The following is a 17,217-nucleotide window of genomic DNA, read 5'->3' as shown; positions in this document are numbered from 1 at the left end:
GCCGCCGGATGGCGGCTCTTCTCGCATCAGTTGAAGAACCGCCGCGCGAACTCCTCTTCCGACATCGGCCTGCCGAACAGATACCCCTGCATCGCGTCGCATCGCAGCAGGCGCAGCAGCTTGGCCTGATCTTCCTCTTCCACGCCTTCGGCCACGACCTGCAGGGACAGCGAGTGGGCGAGGGTGATGATGTTGGTGACCAGGCCCATCGTTTCCGGTGATTCGGTCAGCAGCGCGACGAAGCTGCGGTCGATCTTGATCTCGTCGGCCGGCAGGCGCGCGAGATAGTTCAGCGACGAGTAACCCGTGCCGAAGTCGTCGATGGCCACGCGGCAGCCGAGTTCGCGCAGGCGATCGAGCAAGTGCGTGCTCCGCTCGACATCGTCCATCAACAGGCTCTCGGTCACTTCGATGTCGATGGGCTGCTCGCCCGCGTACGGGCCGAGGATGGCCGCGTAGGCTTCGATGAAGTCGGCGCTGCGCAATTCGCGCGCGGAGAGATTGACCGCGATGCGGATGCTCGGATGTTTTTCGCGCCAGCGCGTCGCGGTGGCGAGCGCGCGCTTGAGCACCCAGCGCCCGACCTGCACGATGAGCCCGGTTTCCTCGAGCACCGGGATGAACTCCACCGGCCCGATGATCGTGCCGTCCGGCAGCACCCAACGCAGCAAGGCTTCGGCGCCGAGCAAGCGTTGCGTGCCGGTGTGGAATTTCGGCTGGTAGTAGAGCGCGAACTGGTTGCGCTCGATGGCAGTGCGCAGGTCGCGTTCCAGCTCCAGGCGTCGCGCCGCACGGCCGCGCAAGTCTTCGGTGAAAGGCAGGACCCGGGCGCGACGCTTCTTCGCTTCCGCCAGCGCGGCGAGTGCGCTTTGCTCCAGGGATTCTCCGTCGTTGCCGTGCAACGGCGACAAGGCGAGGCCTGCGGACAACGTGATGTAGACCGATTCACCGTCGACGACGAAGGGCGTGTGTCCCAGCTGGTGCAGGAACGCATCGAGCCGTGCGGACACTGCATGCAAGTCGTCGGCGCCGGCCGGCCATGCCACGGTGAAGTTGTCGGACTCCGGATGCGCGACGAGGCCGCCGCCATCGATGCGCGACAGCGCCTGGCCGACTTCCTTCAACAACGCATCACCGTAGGGGCGTCCGCGCGACTCGTTGATGCGCCCGAAGCCCTGCACGTCGAGCACGGCGACCGCCAGCGGGCCCACGACTTGCAGCATGGCCGGCAGGCGTTCGCGGAACTCGGCGCGATTCGGCAAGCCGGTGATGGGGTTGTGGTAAGCCAGATACTCGAGGCGCTCGCTCTTCTGGATGAAGTCCGCGGCGTACGCGATGTCGCCGGCCAGTCGGCCGAGCAACTCGGCTTCCTCGTCGTCGGTACGTTGCTTCGTGGCCGAGAACAACAGCATCGCGCCCCACGGCGGCGTGCCGAGCGGCAGGGCGACCTCGGAGCACACGCCGGCGTCCTCCATGGTCGCGCGCAGGCGTTCGGGGAGCGCGGGGTCGGAGAGGTCCTGCATGGCGATCGTCCGCGCCTCGCGGATCGCGCGCACGCCGGGATAGGCCGCCCGCGGGTCGTCGGTGTCCAGCAACGACATCGGATCGGCGTGCAGAATCGCCGCGAGCACCTCGGGCGCCCCGCAGCGTGCGACGAAGCGCAGCATGTCGTCCTGCCCGCGCTCCACGATGAACGCTGCGCGGAACCCGCCCTGTTCGACCGCGACATGGCACGCGCGGTCCAGCACCTGCTTGCGGTCGGTCGCGCGCAACACTTCCGTGCCGAAGGCGCTGAGCACCGAATGGATGCGCACCAACGTACGGATCTTGCGGTCCTGCTTGATGCGCTCGGTGTCGTCGTGGTGCGTGCCGCGGAAGCCCAGGACCGTCTGTCCGTCGTCGTGCATCGAGCGCGCGTTGCTGAGCAGCATGCGTTCGCTGCCGTCGCGGTGCACGAACGCCATGCTGCGGCGGCGCCAGCGGCCCGAGCCGACGAGGTACTGCGGGATCAGCGCTTCGGCCGCTGCGCGCGAGATCGGCGACATCAGGTCGAGCATGTTGCGCCCGATCACCTCGCGCGCCGTGTACCCCAGGATGTCACGCACCGCCTCGTTGCTGTAGACGATGAGGCCGGTCCGGTCGATCTCCCAGATCCAGTCCAGGCTCGATTCGACGATGCTGCGGAAGCGCTCCTCGCTTTCGCGCAACTGCGCGGAGATCCGCAAGCGTTCGGCACGCTCGTGCGCCGAGCGGATCGCGCGGTCCATCGCCGACGGCAGGCGGCGCAGGTTGTCCTTCAGGACGTAGTCGTCCGCGCCGCGCTTGACCGCCTCGATGGCGAGTTCCTCGCCGATCGTGCCGGAGACGAAGATGAAGGGTGTTTCGGCCACGACTTCGCGCGCGATCTGCAACGCCTCCTGGCCGCTGAAGCCCGGCATCGAGAAATCGCTGAGGATGATGTCGGGCCGCGTTTCGGCCAGCGCCATCCGCATCGCATGTTCGCTGGTGACGCGCCGGTGCCGGATCGGGATGCCGAGATCGCGCATGGCGCGCAGGATCAGCTCGGCGTCGGCGGGCGAGTCCTCCACCATCAGCACTTCCAGTGGCTGCGTGCGTCGGTCCATCAATCCGGCACCTCGTTGGCGATCATCCAGTACATGCCGACTTGCGCGATCGTGCTCGCGAACGCATCGAAGTCGACGGGCTTGACGATGAAGCTGTTGACGCCGAGCGTGTAACTGGCGAGCAGATCGAACTCCTCGCGCGAGGAGGTCATCATCACGACGGGGATGCGTTGCGTGCGCGGGTCGCGCTTCATGCGCTCCAGCACCTGCAGGCCGTCCATGCGCGGCATCTTGATGTCGAGCAGGACCAGCCGCGGGTCGCCGTTGTCGCGCCCGGCGTATTCGCCCTCGCGGAACAGCCATTCGAGCGCCTGCACGCCATCGCGCACCCAGTCGACGTGGTTGGCGATCCCGTGCTTGCTGAGCGTGCGCAGCGTCATCTCCGCGTCGGCCTTCGAATCTTCGACCAGCAGGATTTCCACCTGGCGCAGGTTCACGCGGCCGCTCCTTCCAGCGCGTGCGCCGGGAACTCCATGGTGAAGACCGCGCCTTCGCCGAGCGTCGCGTTCGCCGTGACGCGCCCGCCGTGGCGCGCGACGATGCGCTGCACGATCGCCAGGCCGACGCCGGTGCCTTCGAATTCGTCGTTGGCGTGCAGGCGCTGGAACACGCCGAACAGCTTGTCGGCGTAGCGCATGTCGAAGCCGACGCCGTTGTCGCGCACCGTGTAACGCACGCGATCGCCGTCGGTCTCGCCTTCGATCTCCACGCGTGCGTCGGCGCCGCGGGGCGCGCTGTACTTCAGCGCGTTGGACAGCAGGTTGACCCAGGCCTGGCGCAGCAGCGCGGGGTCCGCGTCGGCGGGCGGCAGCGGATCGATGCGCACGCGTGCGTTCGAGTTCGCACCGCCTGCTTCGTACAAGGCCTGGCGGGCGAGGGCGGTCATGTCGACGTGGGTGCGCTCGATCGGCTTGCGCCCGAGGCGCGAGAACGCGAGCAGGTCGTCGATGAGCGTGCCCATGCGGCGTGCGCCGTCGCTGATCACCTCGACGTATCGGCGCATGTCGTCGCTCAGCGCGGGGCCGGCGTCCTCCCGCAGCATCTTCGCGTAGCCGTCGATGTGGCGCAGCGGGGCGCGCAGGTCGTGCGAGATCGTGTAGCTGAAGGCTTCGAGTTCACGATTGCTGCTTTCCAGTGCCTCGGCGTTGCTCGTCAGCTTCTCGTTGAGCGCGCGCACTTCGTTCTCGACGGCGCGGCGCTTCCGGACGTCTTCCTCCAGCGCTGCGCGGATGCGGTCGTTGCGCCGCAACAGCCGCGCCAGTTCCCACGTCATCACCAGGACGAGCACCAGCGCCGCCGCCGTTCCGAACACGAGCAGGTCGACGAACCGCTCCGCACTCCGCTGCGCGCTCGCGACGCGCTGCTGGCGGCGCTGCGCGGCGGCACTGCGGACCGCACCGAGTTCGGCGCGAACGCGCGCGTAGGCGTCGGCGCCACGGACCTGGAAACTGCGACGCACCAGGTCGGCCTCGCCGAGCGCGGCCTGCCGGGAAGTCTCGATCATGAGCGCGTGCCGCGCCCGCAATGCATCGCGCACGTCGTCCACGCGGGCGATCTGGGCCCGGTCGCCGGCGAGCTTGCGCCGCAGCGAGTCGCTTTCGCGCAGGGCCTCACGCCATGCCGACTCGCGTTCCGCGCGCAGCGCGGGATCGCCGGTCAGCAGGTAACCACGATGATGCGCTTCCATCGCCGCGGCCGTGGCCTGCAATGCGAGCGTGTCGTGCAGCACGCCGGTCGTCTGTGCGACGAAAGCCTGCGTGGCCTCGGCCCGCAGATGCTGGCGCCACGCTTCGAATGCGAGCAGTGCGACGATGGCCACGCCGATGCCGATGCCCGCGAGCAGCCACGCGCGGTGATGGTGTGTGCGCCGCCTGCCATGGCGGTTGAGTCGATCCATGTTCCCCCGGACCGTATTCAGTCGTTTGCGTTCAACTGCACCATGGTGCCCACGCAATGAAAGCCGCGTTAAGCGAATGCGGCTCAACGGGGAGAGTGTTGGTCAACAATGCGGAATCGGCATCGAGCCTAAAAAAACGGGCCGCGTTGGCGGCCCGTCGGTGTCACATGCGTGAGGGTTTTCCCTCAGTGCATCAGTAGACCTGCACGCGCTTGTCCGGCGCGAGGAACAGCTTGCCGTCCTTGACGTCGAAGGCCTGGTACCACGGATCGAGGTTGCGCACCGTCAGTGCGCGGTAGCGCGCCGGCGAATGGCCATCGCCGATGATCTGGTTGCGCAGGGCCGCTTCGCGCACCTTGGCTCGCCACGCTTGCGCGAAGGCGATGAAGAAGCGCTGGTCGCCGGTCAGGCCGTCGATCACGGGCGCCTCCTTGCCGTTCAACGACTTGCGGTACGCCGCGTGCGCAGCGGCCAGGCCCGCGACGTCGGCGATGTTCTCGCCGAGCACGAGATTGCCGTTGAGGTGCACGCCCTTGATCGGTTCGTACGCGTCGTACTGCGCGGCGAGCGCGGCGGCGGCGGTCTTGAAGTGCGCCATGTCCTCCTTCGTCCACCAGTTGCGCAGCGTGCCGTCCGAATCGAACTCGGCGCCGGTGTTGTCGAAGCTGTGGCTGATCTCGTGGCCGATCACCGCACCGATCGCACCGTAATTGGCGGCGGGGTCGGCCTTCGGGTCGAAGAAGGGCGCTTCGAGGATCGCCGCCGGGAAGTTCAGCGCGTTCTGCAGCGGCAGGTTCACCGCGTTGACCGTCTGCGGCGTCATCCACCATTCGCGGCGATCCAGCGGCTTGCCGAGCTTCGAGAGCTGGTGCTGGTACTCGAACTTCTCCGCGCGCAGGAAGTTGCCGAGCGCATCGTCGGGGCGGATCTCCAGCGACGCGTAATCGCGCCAGGTTTCCGGGTAGCCGACGGCGACCTGCATTTCCTTGACCTTGGTGCGCGCCTTGGCCTTGGTCTCGGGCTTCATCCAGTCGAGCTTGGTCAGGCGATCGTCGAACGCGGCGACGATGTTCTTCACCATGTCCTCGACCTGCGCCTTCGACGAGGCCGGGAAGTACTCCTTGGCATAGATCTCGCCGACGGCGTCGCCCAGTGCGTTGTTGGTCGAGTTGATGCCGCGCTTCCAGCGATCGGTCTGCTTCTGCGTGCCCGACAGCGTGCGGCCGTAGAAGTCATAGGCGGCGTCCGCATAGGCCTTCGGCAGCAGGCCCGCACCATGGTTGATGGTGTGGAAGCGCAGGTAATCCTTCCACGTCTGCAACGGTTCGCCGGCCACCAGCGCCGAGAGGTTCGCGATGGCGTTGGGCTGCCATGCCAGCACGATGGGCTGCCCACCGACGCCGGCGGCGTCGAAGAACGCCGTCCAGTCGATGCCCGGCGCACGCTTGGCGTACTCGGCGACCGGCCAGGGGTTGTTGGCCTTGTGCACGTCGCCGCTTTCTTCGAGCGAGGTGTGCGCCTTGGCGATCTTCATTTCGAGATCGAAGACGGCCTTGGCCTTGGCCTTCGCGTCCGGCGTGCCCGAAGTGGAGAGGATCTTCTCGATGTAGGCCAGGTACGCGTCGCGCTTCGCGGCGAGGTCCTTCTCGAGGTAGAAGTCGCGGTTCGGCATGCCCAGGCCGCCCTGCATCAGGTACGGCACCTGCGTGCCGGCCTTGTCGAGCGGTTGCGAGACGAAGATGCCGAAGAGGTGTTCGGTGTCGTAGTTGGTCGCGTTGAGCGGATCGGTGTCGGCGCGCACCTGGCCGCCGAGCGCGCGAGAGAGCGATGCGACGTCGGTGATGCCGTCGATGGCCTTGAGGTCGGCGTCGATGGCCTGCAGGCCGCGTTTCTCGATCGTCCCCTCATCCATGTACGCGGCGTAGTAGTCGGCGATCTTGCGCTCGTCGGTGCCTGCGGCGGGGTTGGCCTTGCCGGCGTTCTGGATCAGGTCGCGCGTGCGCTTTTCGGAGAGTTCGTAGACGTAGAAGCCCGTGCCGATGCTCGCGCGGTCGGCGGGGATCTCGGTCTTGTTGCGCCATGCGCCGTTGGCGTATTCCTCGAAGTCGTCGCCCGGCTTGACGGACTTGTCGATGCCGGCCAGGTCGATGCCGATGGTCGGCGAGGCGTTGGCCGCGGTGGTGGAGGCGGGCGCGGGGGTGGTGGCCGCCTTGTCCGCCGGCGATTGCGCGTTGCAACCGACGATCAGGGCGGTGGTCAGGATCCAGCCGATGCGGTGCTGCATGGGGCGGGTCTCTCTCCGGTCGATGGGCCGCCATCATGGCGCCGGAGGCCCGCCCCGACGCATGGACCGAAGGTCATGCAACCCCGCATCAATCTGAATGCGGCGCAGGCGGACTTCCGGCAAACCTCACGGGAATGAACCTCACCTGACCTTTGCAGTAAGCCACTTACGCTCCAAGGCCGTATCCACCGACTTCCCCCGAACGTGGACGAATCGCAACACCCGCCGCAGGACGCGGCCACCGCGCGCCTGGAGCGCGAACTTGCGACGTGCCGCCAGCAGTGCCGGTTCGCGGACGCCGCAGTGCGGGCGATTTCCGACGCCGTGGTGATCATCGACCTGCAAGGCAAGATCACGCTGCTCAACCCCGTCGCCGCGCACCTGACCGGCTGGACGGAACCCGAATCCCTCGAGCGCCCGTTGGGCGACGTGGTGCGTTTCGTCGACGAGCACGGCAACGGCATGGATCCGCTCTCGCCCGAATCGGACTGGCACTTCACGATGCTGCGCCGTCGCGACGGGCACGTGGTGCTCGTCGATGGCAACGTCTCTCCCATCGTCGACGACCTGCGCCGCGTGCTGGGCTCGGTGGTGACGTTCCGCAACGTCACCGCGGCCAAGCGCCTCACCGACGAGCTCACGCACCAGGCGCACCACGATCCGCTGACGGGCCTGCCCAACCGTCGCGCATTCGAAAGCCGCCTGCGCCGCGCCGTGCAGAGCGCGAAGGAAAACGGCTCGCGCCACGCGCTGCTGTACTTCGACCTCGATCATTTCAAGCCGGTGAACGACACCGCCGGCCACGCCGCCGGCGACGAACTGCTGCGCCAGCTGGCGAAGTTGCTGCGCAGCCAGTTGCGGGAGAACGATGCGCTCGCGCGCCTGGGCGGCGACGAATTCGCGATCCTGCTCGAAGACGCCGCGCCGGAGCAGGCCAGCTACGTCGCCGAGAAGGTGCGTCGTGCGATCGGCGCGTATCCGTTCGAGTGGCAGGGCGAGGTGTTCCGCATCGGGGCGAGCATCGGCCAGCTCGAATTCGCCGACGGCAAGTTGAGCGCGTACGAATTGCTCTATCGCGCCGACGAAATGTGTTACCTGGCCAAGTCGCGCGGGCGCGACCGCGTCGTCGCATTCTCGCGCGAGCGCAAGGGCGCGCAACCGGTTCCGAAAAGCGTTTCCGCGCTGCGCAGCAACCGCCAGCGCATCCGCCGCCCGCGCTCCCCCGCGCACACCTGAGGGCCGGTAGAATGCGCGCCGGCATGCGTGCAACCGTCTTCCACCGCCTGATGCACCGGCTCGCGCTGGCGGCGACGTTCGCGCTGTTGGTGATGCCGGTCGCCGGGCGCCTCGCGCAGGCGGCCCGGGCCGGGGAGGCCCACCACGGTCACCAGATGGCGATGGCCGGGGCGATGCACCACGCCGCCCCGGAAACCCCGCCGCCCCCGCACCATGGCAACGGCGATTGCGATTACTGCCCGTTGCTGCAATCGCTGGTCTCGCCCGACGTCCCGTCGCTGGCGGCGGTCGCCGACACGGTGCCGGTCGCGCCGGCGGTCGTCGAAGCCGCGGCCCCGCCGAACTTCCGCCATCCCAATGGCCTGGGCTCCCGCGGGCCGCCGTCCTTCTCCTGAGTCGACGCCATCTTCGGACCGCGCGGCCGTCATCGACGGCGCGCGTCGTATTCGTGCTTCAGGAGAGCACCGATGTCTTCCCCGTATTCCGCGCGATGCGCGGCGCCTTGCCGCGTCGCCTTCGCGTCCACCTTGTTGCTCGCGTGCGCACCGTCGCACGCGGGCGAACCGGTCGTGCCGCAACGCACGCCCGAACAACTCGACACCGTCACCGTGCTGGGCGCGCGCCCGATCCGCACGGTCGACGACCTGGCCAACGCACGCCGCAAGGCGAACGAACGCACCGGCGGCACCGCGGTGATCGATGGCGATTCCTATCGCGACCGCCGCGCGGGCACGCTGGTCGATGCGCTCGGCTTCGCGCCGGGTGTCTTCGTGCAGCCGCGCTTTGGCGCCGATGAATCGCGCGTTTCGATCCGCGGTTCCGGCCTGCAACGCACCTTCCACGGGCGCGGGCTCGTCGTGCTGCAGGACGGCACGCCGATCAACCTGGCCGACGGCGCCTTCGACATGCAGGCGATCGAACCGCTCGCGTCGCGCTACATCACGGTGTATCGCGGCGCGAACGCGCTGGAATACGGCGCGGCGACGCTCGGCGGCGCGATCGATTTCGTGTCGCCGACCGGGTACGACGCGCCGTCGTTCACCGGTCGCGTCGAAGGCGGATCGTTCGATTTCCGCCGCGGGCAAGTGGCCGCCGCAGGCGTCTCGGGCCGCGCCGATGGCTACGCGACGCTGACCGGCACCTCGCAGGACGGCTATCGCGACCACGCGGTGCAGGAGACGTATCGATTCTTCGGCAACGCCGGCTACCGCTTCAACGAGACGCTCGACGGCCGCCTGTATTTCACGAAGGTCGATTCGCGCTCGCAGTTGCCGGGCAACCTGACCTTCGCCGAGTTCGCGCGCGATCCGTCGCTCGCGGCGCCGGCCAATGTGTCGATGGATCAGCGCCGCGACTTCGTGCTCGAACGCCTCGCGGGCCGGCTGGCGTGGTCGCCGACTGCGGGCGACCAAGTGGCGTTGTCGCTGTCGGTGTCCGACAAGCAACTGCACCATCCGATCTTCCAGGTGCTGGAACAAGACTCGCGCGATGTCGGCGTCGACCTGCGCTGGCGGCACGAGTCGGAGTGGGGCGGTCACGCGGCGACGCTCATCGCCGGCGTGCGCACGACCAACGGCAGCTTGCACGACGAACGCTTCGTCAACGTCGGCGGCAACCCCGGCGCGCCGACGAACATCTTCGACCAGCATGCGCGCGACAGCATCGCGTATCTCGAACAGCAGGTCGCGCTGGATGATCGCTGGACCGTGGCACTGGGTGCGCAGGGGTTGCACGCGGTGCGTCGCTCCGACGACAAGTGGATCACCGGCGGCCGCGACGAGAGTTTCGACAAGACGTATTCGGGCGTGAGCCCCAAGCTCGGCGTGCGCGCGAAAATGGGCGAGCACGCGCAGGTCTTCGCGAACGTCAGCCGCAGCCTGGAACCGCCGACCTTCGGCGAACTCACCGGCGGCCCGGGCGTCACGCAGGTCGACATGCAGACGGCGACGACGGTCGAAGTCGGCACGCGCGTGCAGCATGACAAGGGTTGGCTCGATGTCGCGCTGTACCACGCGCGCGTGGACGACGAACTGCTCGCGCTCAACGATGCGAACGGCAATCCGCTCGGCACGACCAACGCCGACCGCACCGTGCACCAGGGCATCGAACTCGGCGGCGCGTGGGACTGGACGTCGCGATGGCGCACGAGCCTGCAGTACCTGTTCAACGATTTCCGTTTCGACGGCGATCCGCGGTACGGCGACAACGCGCTGGCCGGCGTGCCGCGCCAGCAGGTGCGTGCGGAACTGCGGTGGTCGCCGGTCGCCGCATTCCACGTCGTGCCGGGCGTGGAGTGGAACGACAAGACGTGGATCGACCACGCCAACTCGCTGCGGGCGAAGGGTGCGACCGTGTGGAACCTGCGCATCGGCGGCGACCTCGGCGCGCGATGGACGTGGTTCGCGGACATGCGCAACGTGTTCGACAAGCGATGGATCGCGAGCACGAACGTCGTGGCCGATGCGCGCGGCGTGGATGGTCGGCACCTGTTCCCGGGCGACGGGCGCGGGCTGTACGCGGGGGTCGAACTCCGGCTCTGACGTCCGGGCGCCGGATGGGCCGTGCGCGGAGGCGGAGACGATCCGCTTCCGTCGCACGCGCTGATGTGCGTAACGTCGGCGCCATGGCCGACGACACCGACGGCGACTTCGCCGAGCTGTCCCGATGGTTGCCCCACGACGCGGCGCGCGTGCGCCGCATCGTGGCGGCGTTCCACCGCATCACGGTGCGCGACCTGCTCTCGATGGAACACGCGGCCGCGCGCGGCGACTGGGGCGAAGTACGGCGTCTGGCCGAGCGCATCTCGATGGGCTGCAAGCATGTCGGTGAAACCCGCGCGGCCGCGTGCCTCGCGCCCTTGCTGGAAACGCAGTACGAGGTGAGCCTGAAGGCGTTGTATTTCGCCTGGTATGCGCCACGGCGCGGCGGGTTGTTGCGGCTGGTGGACCGCGCGGCGTCCGTGGCGATGGGGGAGGCCTTCGCGTGAGGTAGGCTGGCGCGATGGTTACCCTGCCATCGCTCGAAACGGCGACTCCGGAAACGCCCCTGTGGATCGCGCATCGCGGTGCGGCGTCGCTCGCGCCGGAGAACACGCTCGAGGCCTATCGCGCGGCGTGGGCGAGTGGACTGCGCGTGCTTGAACAAGACGTCCGCGTGCTCGCCGACGGCACGCTGGTGGTGATGCACGATGCGTCGGTCGAACGCACGACGACGGGCAGCGGGCCGGTTGGAGCGATGGACCTCGCAATGTTTCGGGCGTTGCGCGCGCGGCCGTTTCGCGGATTTCCGTCGACGGTGGCGCCGCCGGTGTTCGCCGACGTGCTCGACGAATTCAAGGGGCGCGCTGTGTTCGTGCCGGAAGCGAAAGCGCCGGGCAGCGGCGCGGCGCTGGTCGATGCCTTGAACGCGGCGGACATCCCGGTGACGCAAGCGCTCGTGCAAGCCTTCGCGCTCGATGATCTCTTTGCCGCCGTCGCTGCCGGTTACCCTGCGATGTTCCTCACGCGCACCGGCGACGGCATCGATGCCGCACGTGCAGCCGGCGTGCAGTGGGCCGGCGTGGATCGCCGCGCGCCGCCCGCGGTGTTCGCTGCATGGCGCGAGGCCGGGTTCCGCGTCGTCGCCTACACGGTCAACGACCGCGCCGAACGCGACCGCCTGCTCGCGCTCGGCGTGTGCGGGTTTTTCTCCGATGATCCGGTGTCACTGATGACGGACTGACGCGTGGGGTGCATGCTATCGTCGCGCGCATCCGGAACGACTTGGGGAAGTCGCTTTGATCGCTCGTCTGTTGCTTGTCGCGCCGCTCGCGTGCGCGTTCGCCGCGCCCGCATTCGCCGGAATGAAAGCGCCGCCGCCGGAGCTGGCGGCGTTCGTCGCCGCCGTGAAGAAGGCCGACGCGATCGACGATCCCCTGCAACGCTGCCTGGCGTATCCGGATCTGCCTGGCAACACGTGGGCGCCGGGCGCGGCGAAGGCGCGTTGCGTGATGTTCAACCAGCGACCGTTGTTCACCCTGGGCGAGATCGAAGGGATCCTGCAGGGCCCTGGGGGCGCGAAGACGATCGATGCGAAGTTCCGCGCGTTGCTCGACGCGCATTTCACCGACCCGAACGCGCGCGACCAAACGTTCACCGCGTACTTGCCGTTCGCCGACCGCGGCAAGCTGGTGTGGTCCGAAGGCGTCGCGCGCAAGTGGCTGGCGGCGTCGCCCGACAGCCCGTACGCGAATACCGCGGTGGGCCGCGTGCTGGTGAACAAGGGATGGGCGGCGCGCGGCGGCAAGTGGATCCAGGACACGCCGCGCGAAAACCTGATCGCCATGTCCGGGTATTTCGAAGAAGCGCAAGCCCATCTCGACAAAGCGCTCGAGATCGAACCGCGCCTGCTGCCCGCATGCGAAGCGCTGATGCAGATGGGCCGCCAGGCGGACGATCAGGTGCAAGTGAAGGCCACGGCCACGTGCCTGGCCGCCGACCCGAACTCGTACAACGTCGTCGAAGAAATGATGAACAACGCCGAGCCGCGCTGGGGCGGTTCGCTGCGCGAAATGCGCGAGGTCGCGCGGTATGCGAGCGACCACGTGAAGGAGAACCCGGCGCTGGCGGTGATGACCACCTCCCACGAAAGCTACGAATTCGAACTCGAAGCGGATGAGGCGCGCGCGATCCCGGAAATCGAGCCGCTCGCACTGCGCGTCCCCAATGCGGGATACCTGCGCACCGTCGGTGGCGCGTATCTGCACAAGGATGATTTCTGGAAGGCGTTCGTCTACCTCTCCGAAGCGCTGCGCTTCATGCCGGATTACGGACAGGAGTCGCGCTGGCGCGCGTACGTGATCTCCGAACTCGGCGATCCGCAATGGGCGCGCGCAGACGCGCAGCGCGCACTGAAGCTCGAACCGGAGGATCCGTCCGCGAGCCGCATGCTCGCCGACATCCTGCGCGATACCGGGCATTCGGCCGAGGCGCGTCCGCTTTACGAGGTTGCGATGCGCGAGCCGAAGTTGCGCCAGAACGCCTACATCGAGTTCTGCAGGGTGGCGGTCGATCGGCGCGGGTTCCTCGCATGCACGGACGCGCTGACGACGGAGTTCCCGGACTTCGGGCCCGGCTGGTACCAACGCCTGTCCGCGCTGGGCGGTTACGACGCGCCGGGCGCCGAAAACGCCATGCGCCGGTTCCTGGCGACGTACATGCGCGACTGGCCGCTGCACGTGAAACGTGCGCAGGAAATCCGCGCGTACATGGCGCGCCACGACATCAAGGAGTGAGCCTCACTCCTTGTCGGGGCTGATGCGCAGGCCCGTCGTGTTGCGCTGGATCACGACCTGGAAATCCGGCGTGCCGCGGCGGGCTTTCACCAGCACGTCTTCGCCGTCGTCCACTTCGGATTTGTAGAGCGCGTCGCCGAACTGCTTGCGGATGGCCTCGACCGTGAGCTTGGCGGCGCGGTTTTCACCCGTGCCTTTCGGGATCGCGACGATCACGTGCACCGCTTCGCCTTCCCTGGGCGTAAGCACGAGTTCGATTTCACCATCGGTGTCGGCGTGGCCGCTGAACTGCAGGCGCCACTTGTTCGAATCGACGGCCGCCGCGGGCAGGGCGAGGGCGAAACCGCAGACCAATGCGAGTGCGCGGAGCCGAAACGGAGTGCCCATGGTGCCGCCTGCGAGGGGGACGGGCGTCCATCTGGAAACAGCCGCGGTTAAACCGGCGTGACTGCCGCCGGCCCCCTCGAAACCTGCGATGCCGCCCCCATCTCCCATGCATCCCGTGAGAGAGGACCGCACATGACGACCGAAACCGCACTGCTGGCCGGTGGCTGCTTCTGGGGAATGCAGGACCTGATTCGGCGCCAGCCAGGCATCGTGTCCACGCGCGTGGGCTACAGCGGCGGCGACGTGCCGAACGCGACTTACCGCAATCACGGCACGCATGCCGAAGCGATCGAGATCGTCTTCGATCCCGCGAAGACCAGCTACCGCGAGATCCTGGAATTCTTCTTCCAGATCCACGACCCCAGCACGAAGAACCGCCAGGGCAACGACATCGGCACGAGTTACCGCTCGGCGATCTTCTACGCCGACGATGCGCAGAAGCAGGTGGCGCAAGACACGATCGCCGACGTCGACGCATCGGGCCTGTGGCCCGGCAAGGTCGTGACCGAAGTGTCGCCGGCGGGCCCGTTCTGGGAAGCCGAACCCGAACACCAGGATTACCTGGAGCGGTATCCGACCGGATACACGTGCCACGTGATCCGGCCGGGATGGCGCTTGCCGAAGCGCGCGTGACGCGCGCGGTCAGTGCGTTGCCGGCGCCTTCGCCCGGCAAGCCGAGTAGGTGCAGGTGATCGAGGCCGCGAGCGCCTCGACGCTTTCGGCCTGCGCGTCCATCGCTTCCGCCGCGATGGGGGCATCTGCGATGGCGTAGACGTTCGCCATGCGTTCCTCGAATGCGAGCACGACGCCGCGGATTTCCCCTGCGCCCCCGCCGTTGTTCGTGCCGGTGCCCGCGTATCGGATACCCGCGCGCCCGTCCTTCGTGGTGAACGGGTCCAGCGCCGTCAGCGCGTAGCCGCCGGTGCCGAAGTTGTGCGCGAGGTAGTCAGCGATGAAGCCTTTCCAGTAGTCGACGAAGGCGTCGTTGGAGAGCGCGCCCTGGAGATAGATCCACTCGATCGAGCGATGCCCGGTGGAATCTGTCGCGTCGATGTTGAATGCGTACAGGCACTTGTTGTCGAAGCTGCCGAATTCGAGGTTCTGCGTCTTGAACGGCAGCGTGAACGAGAATTCGCCGTTGCGGCTCTCGAACGTCCCGGCCGGCACCTGTTGCAACTGGAAGTTCCGCAGCGACAGCGACTGGCATTCGGCGTGCGCCGCGGTCGCGGCGGACGACAGGCCGAGCAGGAACAACCCGTGGCAAAGCAGGCGGCGTGCGTTCATCGATTTCCCCCGAAATGATGGCGCAAGCGTAACAGGCGGAGCTGCCGCGCAAGAGCGAACGGGGCGCAGGCGCCCCGTCCGCGATGGATCACAAGCAGGACACCGGGTCTGCGTCCGCCGGACAGAACGGTTCCATCGGCCCGCCCGTGGTGCACGCCGCGCCGTTGCGGTCGGTGTAGTAGGCGGTTTGCTGGCCGTCCATGATCCAACCCAACGAGTTGCCGTACGTGGGGCAATGCAGCACGCCGATGCCGACGGCCGTCGTCTTCGCAGGCGTCGAATAGAACGTGCGCGTCAGCTGATAGGGCTGGTAACGGATCGCGAACGCGCTTCCCACGCCCACCGCGAACAACGCAACGCCGATGACAAGCTTCTTCATGCAACCTCTCCCTGTTGTCGTGATGCGATGCAATCCACATCGCGCATCGAGACTAGGATGAGTTCGCGCCACGCGATAGACGAGAGGATTGGTGACGAGGTGAGCGACTGCGTGCGCGATTGGTGAGCATCGCTCACGTCGCGCCACGGGGTAACGCGCGCACCACGCGGCACGGATTGCCCGCGGCGAATACGTCTGCGGGAATATCGCGGGTGACCACGCTGCCCGCGCCGATCACCGCACGCGCGCCGATCGTCACGCCTGGGCAGATGATTGCGCCGCCGCCGATCCATGCGTCGTCGCCGATCACGATGGGCTTGGCGAATTCGCGCCCGCTGCGACGTTCCTCCGCGTCGAGTGGATGCGTCGCGGTGTAGACCTGCACCGCGGGACCGAACATCACGTTGTCGCCGATGGTCACCGGCGCGACGTCGAGCACGACGCAATTGAAGTTGAAGTAGACGTTGGCGCCGAGCGCGATGTTCGTCCCGTAGTCGCAATGGAACGGCGGCGTGACATATGCATTCGTCGGTGCACCGAAGATCGCCTCGATCAGCGCCTGCCGCTCCGGATCCGCGGCGGAAGCGGGCAGGGTGTTCAGCGCCTGGCACCGCTCACGCGCAAGCAGGCGTTCGGCGACGCGTTGAGGATCGTTGGCGAGGTACATCTGTCCGGCGAGCATCTTGTCTTTTTCGGTGCGCATCGTCTCAGCAGGTCCAGTAGATGCGTTTCTCCAGGTCCACGACTTCGGGGCCATCGGAGCAGCCGCCGACTTCCGTCGCTTCGCTGTCGGCGGGGAAGAGCGCGATGATCCATTGGCTGGCGTGCGCGTTCCAGAGCAACCGGCCGTCTGCGATGACGCCGCCCGGCAACGCCGCGGACGGCGACGGATTGGTGATCGTGATCCGTCCCGCGCGGATGCTGGCCTGCATGTCGACGCTCGGGATGAAGGGGTGCTCGGCGAATCGATGATGGAACGTGTAGTCGCCGTCGGCGATCGGGCGCGCCGGCGCGGCGCTCGCCGCTTGCAGCGCGGGAATCTTGCCGCTGTTGATCATGTCGACGACCAACATGATCGCCGCCAGACCGGCCCGGTCCTTCCTGTCGTCCGTGTGCAGGCTCATCGTGGTGGTGTAGATGCCGTCGCCGCCGAGGATCGCGATGCGCTGGCGCCACGGGTTGCCTTCGTTGTTCGCGCGGTAGGCCAGGACCGCGACGACAGTGCCGTTGATGTCGACGAAGTCCACGTCGACCCCCGGGATGATCGGATTGTCCTGGACCTGCGTTGCATCGACCTCGGGCTTCACCGAAAGCGCGACGGCTTCCGCCACCTGCTGGATGGACGTCAGGCCGCCCGCGGGAATCGGGCCTTCGATCTCGATGTGGTACTTCGCGTGCGGCGCGCCGGTCGGCAACGTGACGCCTTCGCGCGAGACCAGGTCGATCCCGTGCGCCGTTCGCTGGGTGGTGTAACTCGTCTTGACGAACTCGAGGTTGGCGATGCGATCGTAGAGATCGGGTTCCGCCGCGGTGGCGGGCAACGCCGCGAGGAAGAGGGCAGCGATGACGCGGAGCATCGAAGTCCTCGCGTGCATGATCACCGCGCGGCCGCCCGACGTTCTTCCTTGTCGAGCAATGTGTCCTGGCGATCCGCCTGCCGTTCCCACCGCGTCAGCAACGCCTCCATCCGCTTCTGCTGCTCCGCCGAGATGGCGAGCTGCCGTTCGGCCGCCGCTTGTTGTTCGGCGACGCGTTGCATCTGGCGGTCGTATTCGGCCATGCGTTCGGCGTCCGTGCGAGTGTCTGGGTTGGACGATTGCACTCGGCGGGGCTCTGGTTGGGATTGGTAGAAGC

17 protein-coding genes are annotated in these 17,217 nt (G+C 67.6%); 7 read left to right on the top strand and 10 right to left on the bottom strand.

From position 1 onward, the window contains the following. Nucleotides 1-26: 26 nt before the first annotated feature. From LF41_RS00700 to LF41_RS00685, 4 genes are all read right to left on the bottom strand, one after another. Nucleotides 27-2,624, bottom strand: a complete 2,598-nt coding sequence (locus tag LF41_RS00700; protein ID WP_036164444.1) for an EAL domain-containing protein — start codon at nucleotides 2,622-2,624, stop codon at nucleotides 27-29. Then, nucleotides 2,624-3,061 (bottom strand): response regulator, encoded by a 438-nt coding sequence (locus LF41_RS00695; protein ID WP_036164442.1) that lies wholly within the window; start codon nucleotides 3,059-3,061, stop codon nucleotides 2,624-2,626. The genes LF41_RS00700 and LF41_RS00695 overlap by 1 nt, the downstream gene beginning before the upstream one ends. Next, entirely contained in the window at nucleotides 3,058-4,521 is a 1,464-nt protein-coding gene (locus tag LF41_RS15900) for a sensor histidine kinase (protein ID WP_052116006.1), read from the bottom strand. The genes LF41_RS00695 and LF41_RS15900 overlap by 4 nt, the downstream gene beginning before the upstream one ends. 193 nt (nucleotides 4,522-4,714) lie before the next feature. After that, nucleotides 4,715-6,805 (bottom strand): M13 family metallopeptidase, encoded by a 2,091-nt coding sequence (locus LF41_RS00685; protein WP_036164440.1) that lies wholly within the window; start codon nucleotides 6,803-6,805, stop codon nucleotides 4,715-4,717. Nucleotides 6,806-7,009: 204 nt separating this feature from the next. Between LF41_RS00685 and LF41_RS00680 the strand changes: the two genes are divergently transcribed. The 6 genes from LF41_RS00680 to LF41_RS00655 all read left to right on the top strand — a co-directional run bounded on the left by LF41_RS00680 (nucleotide 7,010) and on the right by LF41_RS00655 (nucleotide 13,313). Then, nucleotides 7,010-8,041, top strand: coding sequence for a diguanylate cyclase (locus tag LF41_RS00680; RefSeq protein WP_052116005.1), 1,032 nt, complete (start codon nucleotides 7,010-7,012; stop codon nucleotides 8,039-8,041). A 23-nt stretch (nucleotides 8,042-8,064) separates the two neighbouring features. Then, entirely contained in the window at nucleotides 8,065-8,436 is a 372-nt protein-coding gene (locus LF41_RS00675) for a DUF2946 family protein (RefSeq protein ID WP_161786899.1), read from the top strand. Between the two features lie 72 nt (nucleotides 8,437-8,508). Continuing rightward, nucleotides 8,509-10,581 carry a TonB-dependent receptor family protein gene (locus tag LF41_RS00670; RefSeq protein WP_084073189.1) on the top strand — a complete coding sequence of 691 codons (2,073 nt, stop codon included), beginning with the start codon at nucleotides 8,509-8,511 and terminating at the stop codon, nucleotides 10,579-10,581. Between the two features lie 83 nt (nucleotides 10,582-10,664). Then, on the top strand, nucleotides 10,665-11,027 hold the full coding sequence (locus LF41_RS00665) for a hypothetical protein (protein ID WP_036164436.1): 363 nt from the start codon (nucleotides 10,665-10,667) through the stop codon (nucleotides 11,025-11,027). Between the two features lie 14 nt (nucleotides 11,028-11,041). Beyond that, nucleotides 11,042-11,761: a glycerophosphodiester phosphodiesterase gene (locus tag LF41_RS15895; protein ID WP_052116003.1), complete on the top strand. Its 720-nt coding sequence runs from the start codon at nucleotides 11,042-11,044 to the stop codon at nucleotides 11,759-11,761. A 55-nt stretch (nucleotides 11,762-11,816) separates the two neighbouring features. Beyond that, the gene (locus LF41_RS00655; RefSeq protein WP_036164435.1) at nucleotides 11,817-13,313 is read left to right on the top strand and encodes a tetratricopeptide repeat protein; all 1,497 of its coding nucleotides are present in this window, start codon (nucleotides 11,817-11,819) and stop codon (nucleotides 13,311-13,313) included. A 3-nt stretch (nucleotides 13,314-13,316) separates the two neighbouring features. On the opposite strand, the gene LF41_RS00650 is transcribed toward LF41_RS00655, so the two are convergent. Next, complete coding sequence (locus tag LF41_RS00650) at nucleotides 13,317-13,700, bottom strand: hypothetical protein (protein ID WP_036164434.1); 384 nt, start codon at nucleotides 13,698-13,700, stop codon at nucleotides 13,317-13,319. Nucleotides 13,701-13,832: 132 nt separating this feature from the next. Between LF41_RS00650 and msrA the strand changes: the two genes are divergently transcribed. Further along, nucleotides 13,833-14,333, top strand: a complete 501-nt coding sequence (msrA, locus tag LF41_RS00645) for a peptide-methionine (S)-S-oxide reductase MsrA (protein ID WP_036164432.1) — start codon at nucleotides 13,833-13,835, stop codon at nucleotides 14,331-14,333. A 9-nt stretch (nucleotides 14,334-14,342) separates the two neighbouring features. Here the strand turns inward: msrA and LF41_RS00640 are convergent, their stop codons facing one another. The 5 genes from LF41_RS00640 to LF41_RS00620 form a co-directional block, all read right to left on the bottom strand. Then, nucleotides 14,343-14,984, bottom strand: a complete 642-nt coding sequence (locus LF41_RS00640; protein WP_036164428.1) for a hypothetical protein — start codon at nucleotides 14,982-14,984, stop codon at nucleotides 14,343-14,345. An 88-nt stretch (nucleotides 14,985-15,072) separates the two neighbouring features. Continuing rightward, nucleotides 15,073-15,363, bottom strand: a complete 291-nt coding sequence (locus tag LF41_RS00635; RefSeq protein ID WP_036164427.1) for a hypothetical protein — start codon at nucleotides 15,361-15,363, stop codon at nucleotides 15,073-15,075. A 133-nt stretch (nucleotides 15,364-15,496) separates the two neighbouring features. Further along, nucleotides 15,497-16,066, bottom strand: a complete 570-nt coding sequence (locus LF41_RS00630) for a sugar O-acetyltransferase (protein ID WP_036164426.1) — start codon at nucleotides 16,064-16,066, stop codon at nucleotides 15,497-15,499. Between the two features lie 4 nt (nucleotides 16,067-16,070). Beyond that, entirely contained in the window at nucleotides 16,071-16,940 is an 870-nt protein-coding gene (locus LF41_RS00625; protein WP_152599816.1) for a hypothetical protein, read from the bottom strand. 20 nt (nucleotides 16,941-16,960) lie between these two features. Beyond that, nucleotides 16,961-17,143 (bottom strand): hypothetical protein, encoded by a 183-nt coding sequence (locus tag LF41_RS00620; protein WP_036164423.1) that lies wholly within the window; start codon nucleotides 17,141-17,143, stop codon nucleotides 16,961-16,963. Nucleotides 17,144-17,217 lie beyond the last annotated feature (74 nt).

The organism is Lysobacter dokdonensis DS-58, assembly GCF_000770795.1.
GTDB lineage: Bacteria > Pseudomonadota > Gammaproteobacteria > Xanthomonadales > Xanthomonadaceae > Noviluteimonas > Noviluteimonas dokdonensis.
The sequence above is the reverse complement of the archived record's forward strand: the minus strand, read 5'-3'. Positions and strand labels throughout refer to the sequence as shown.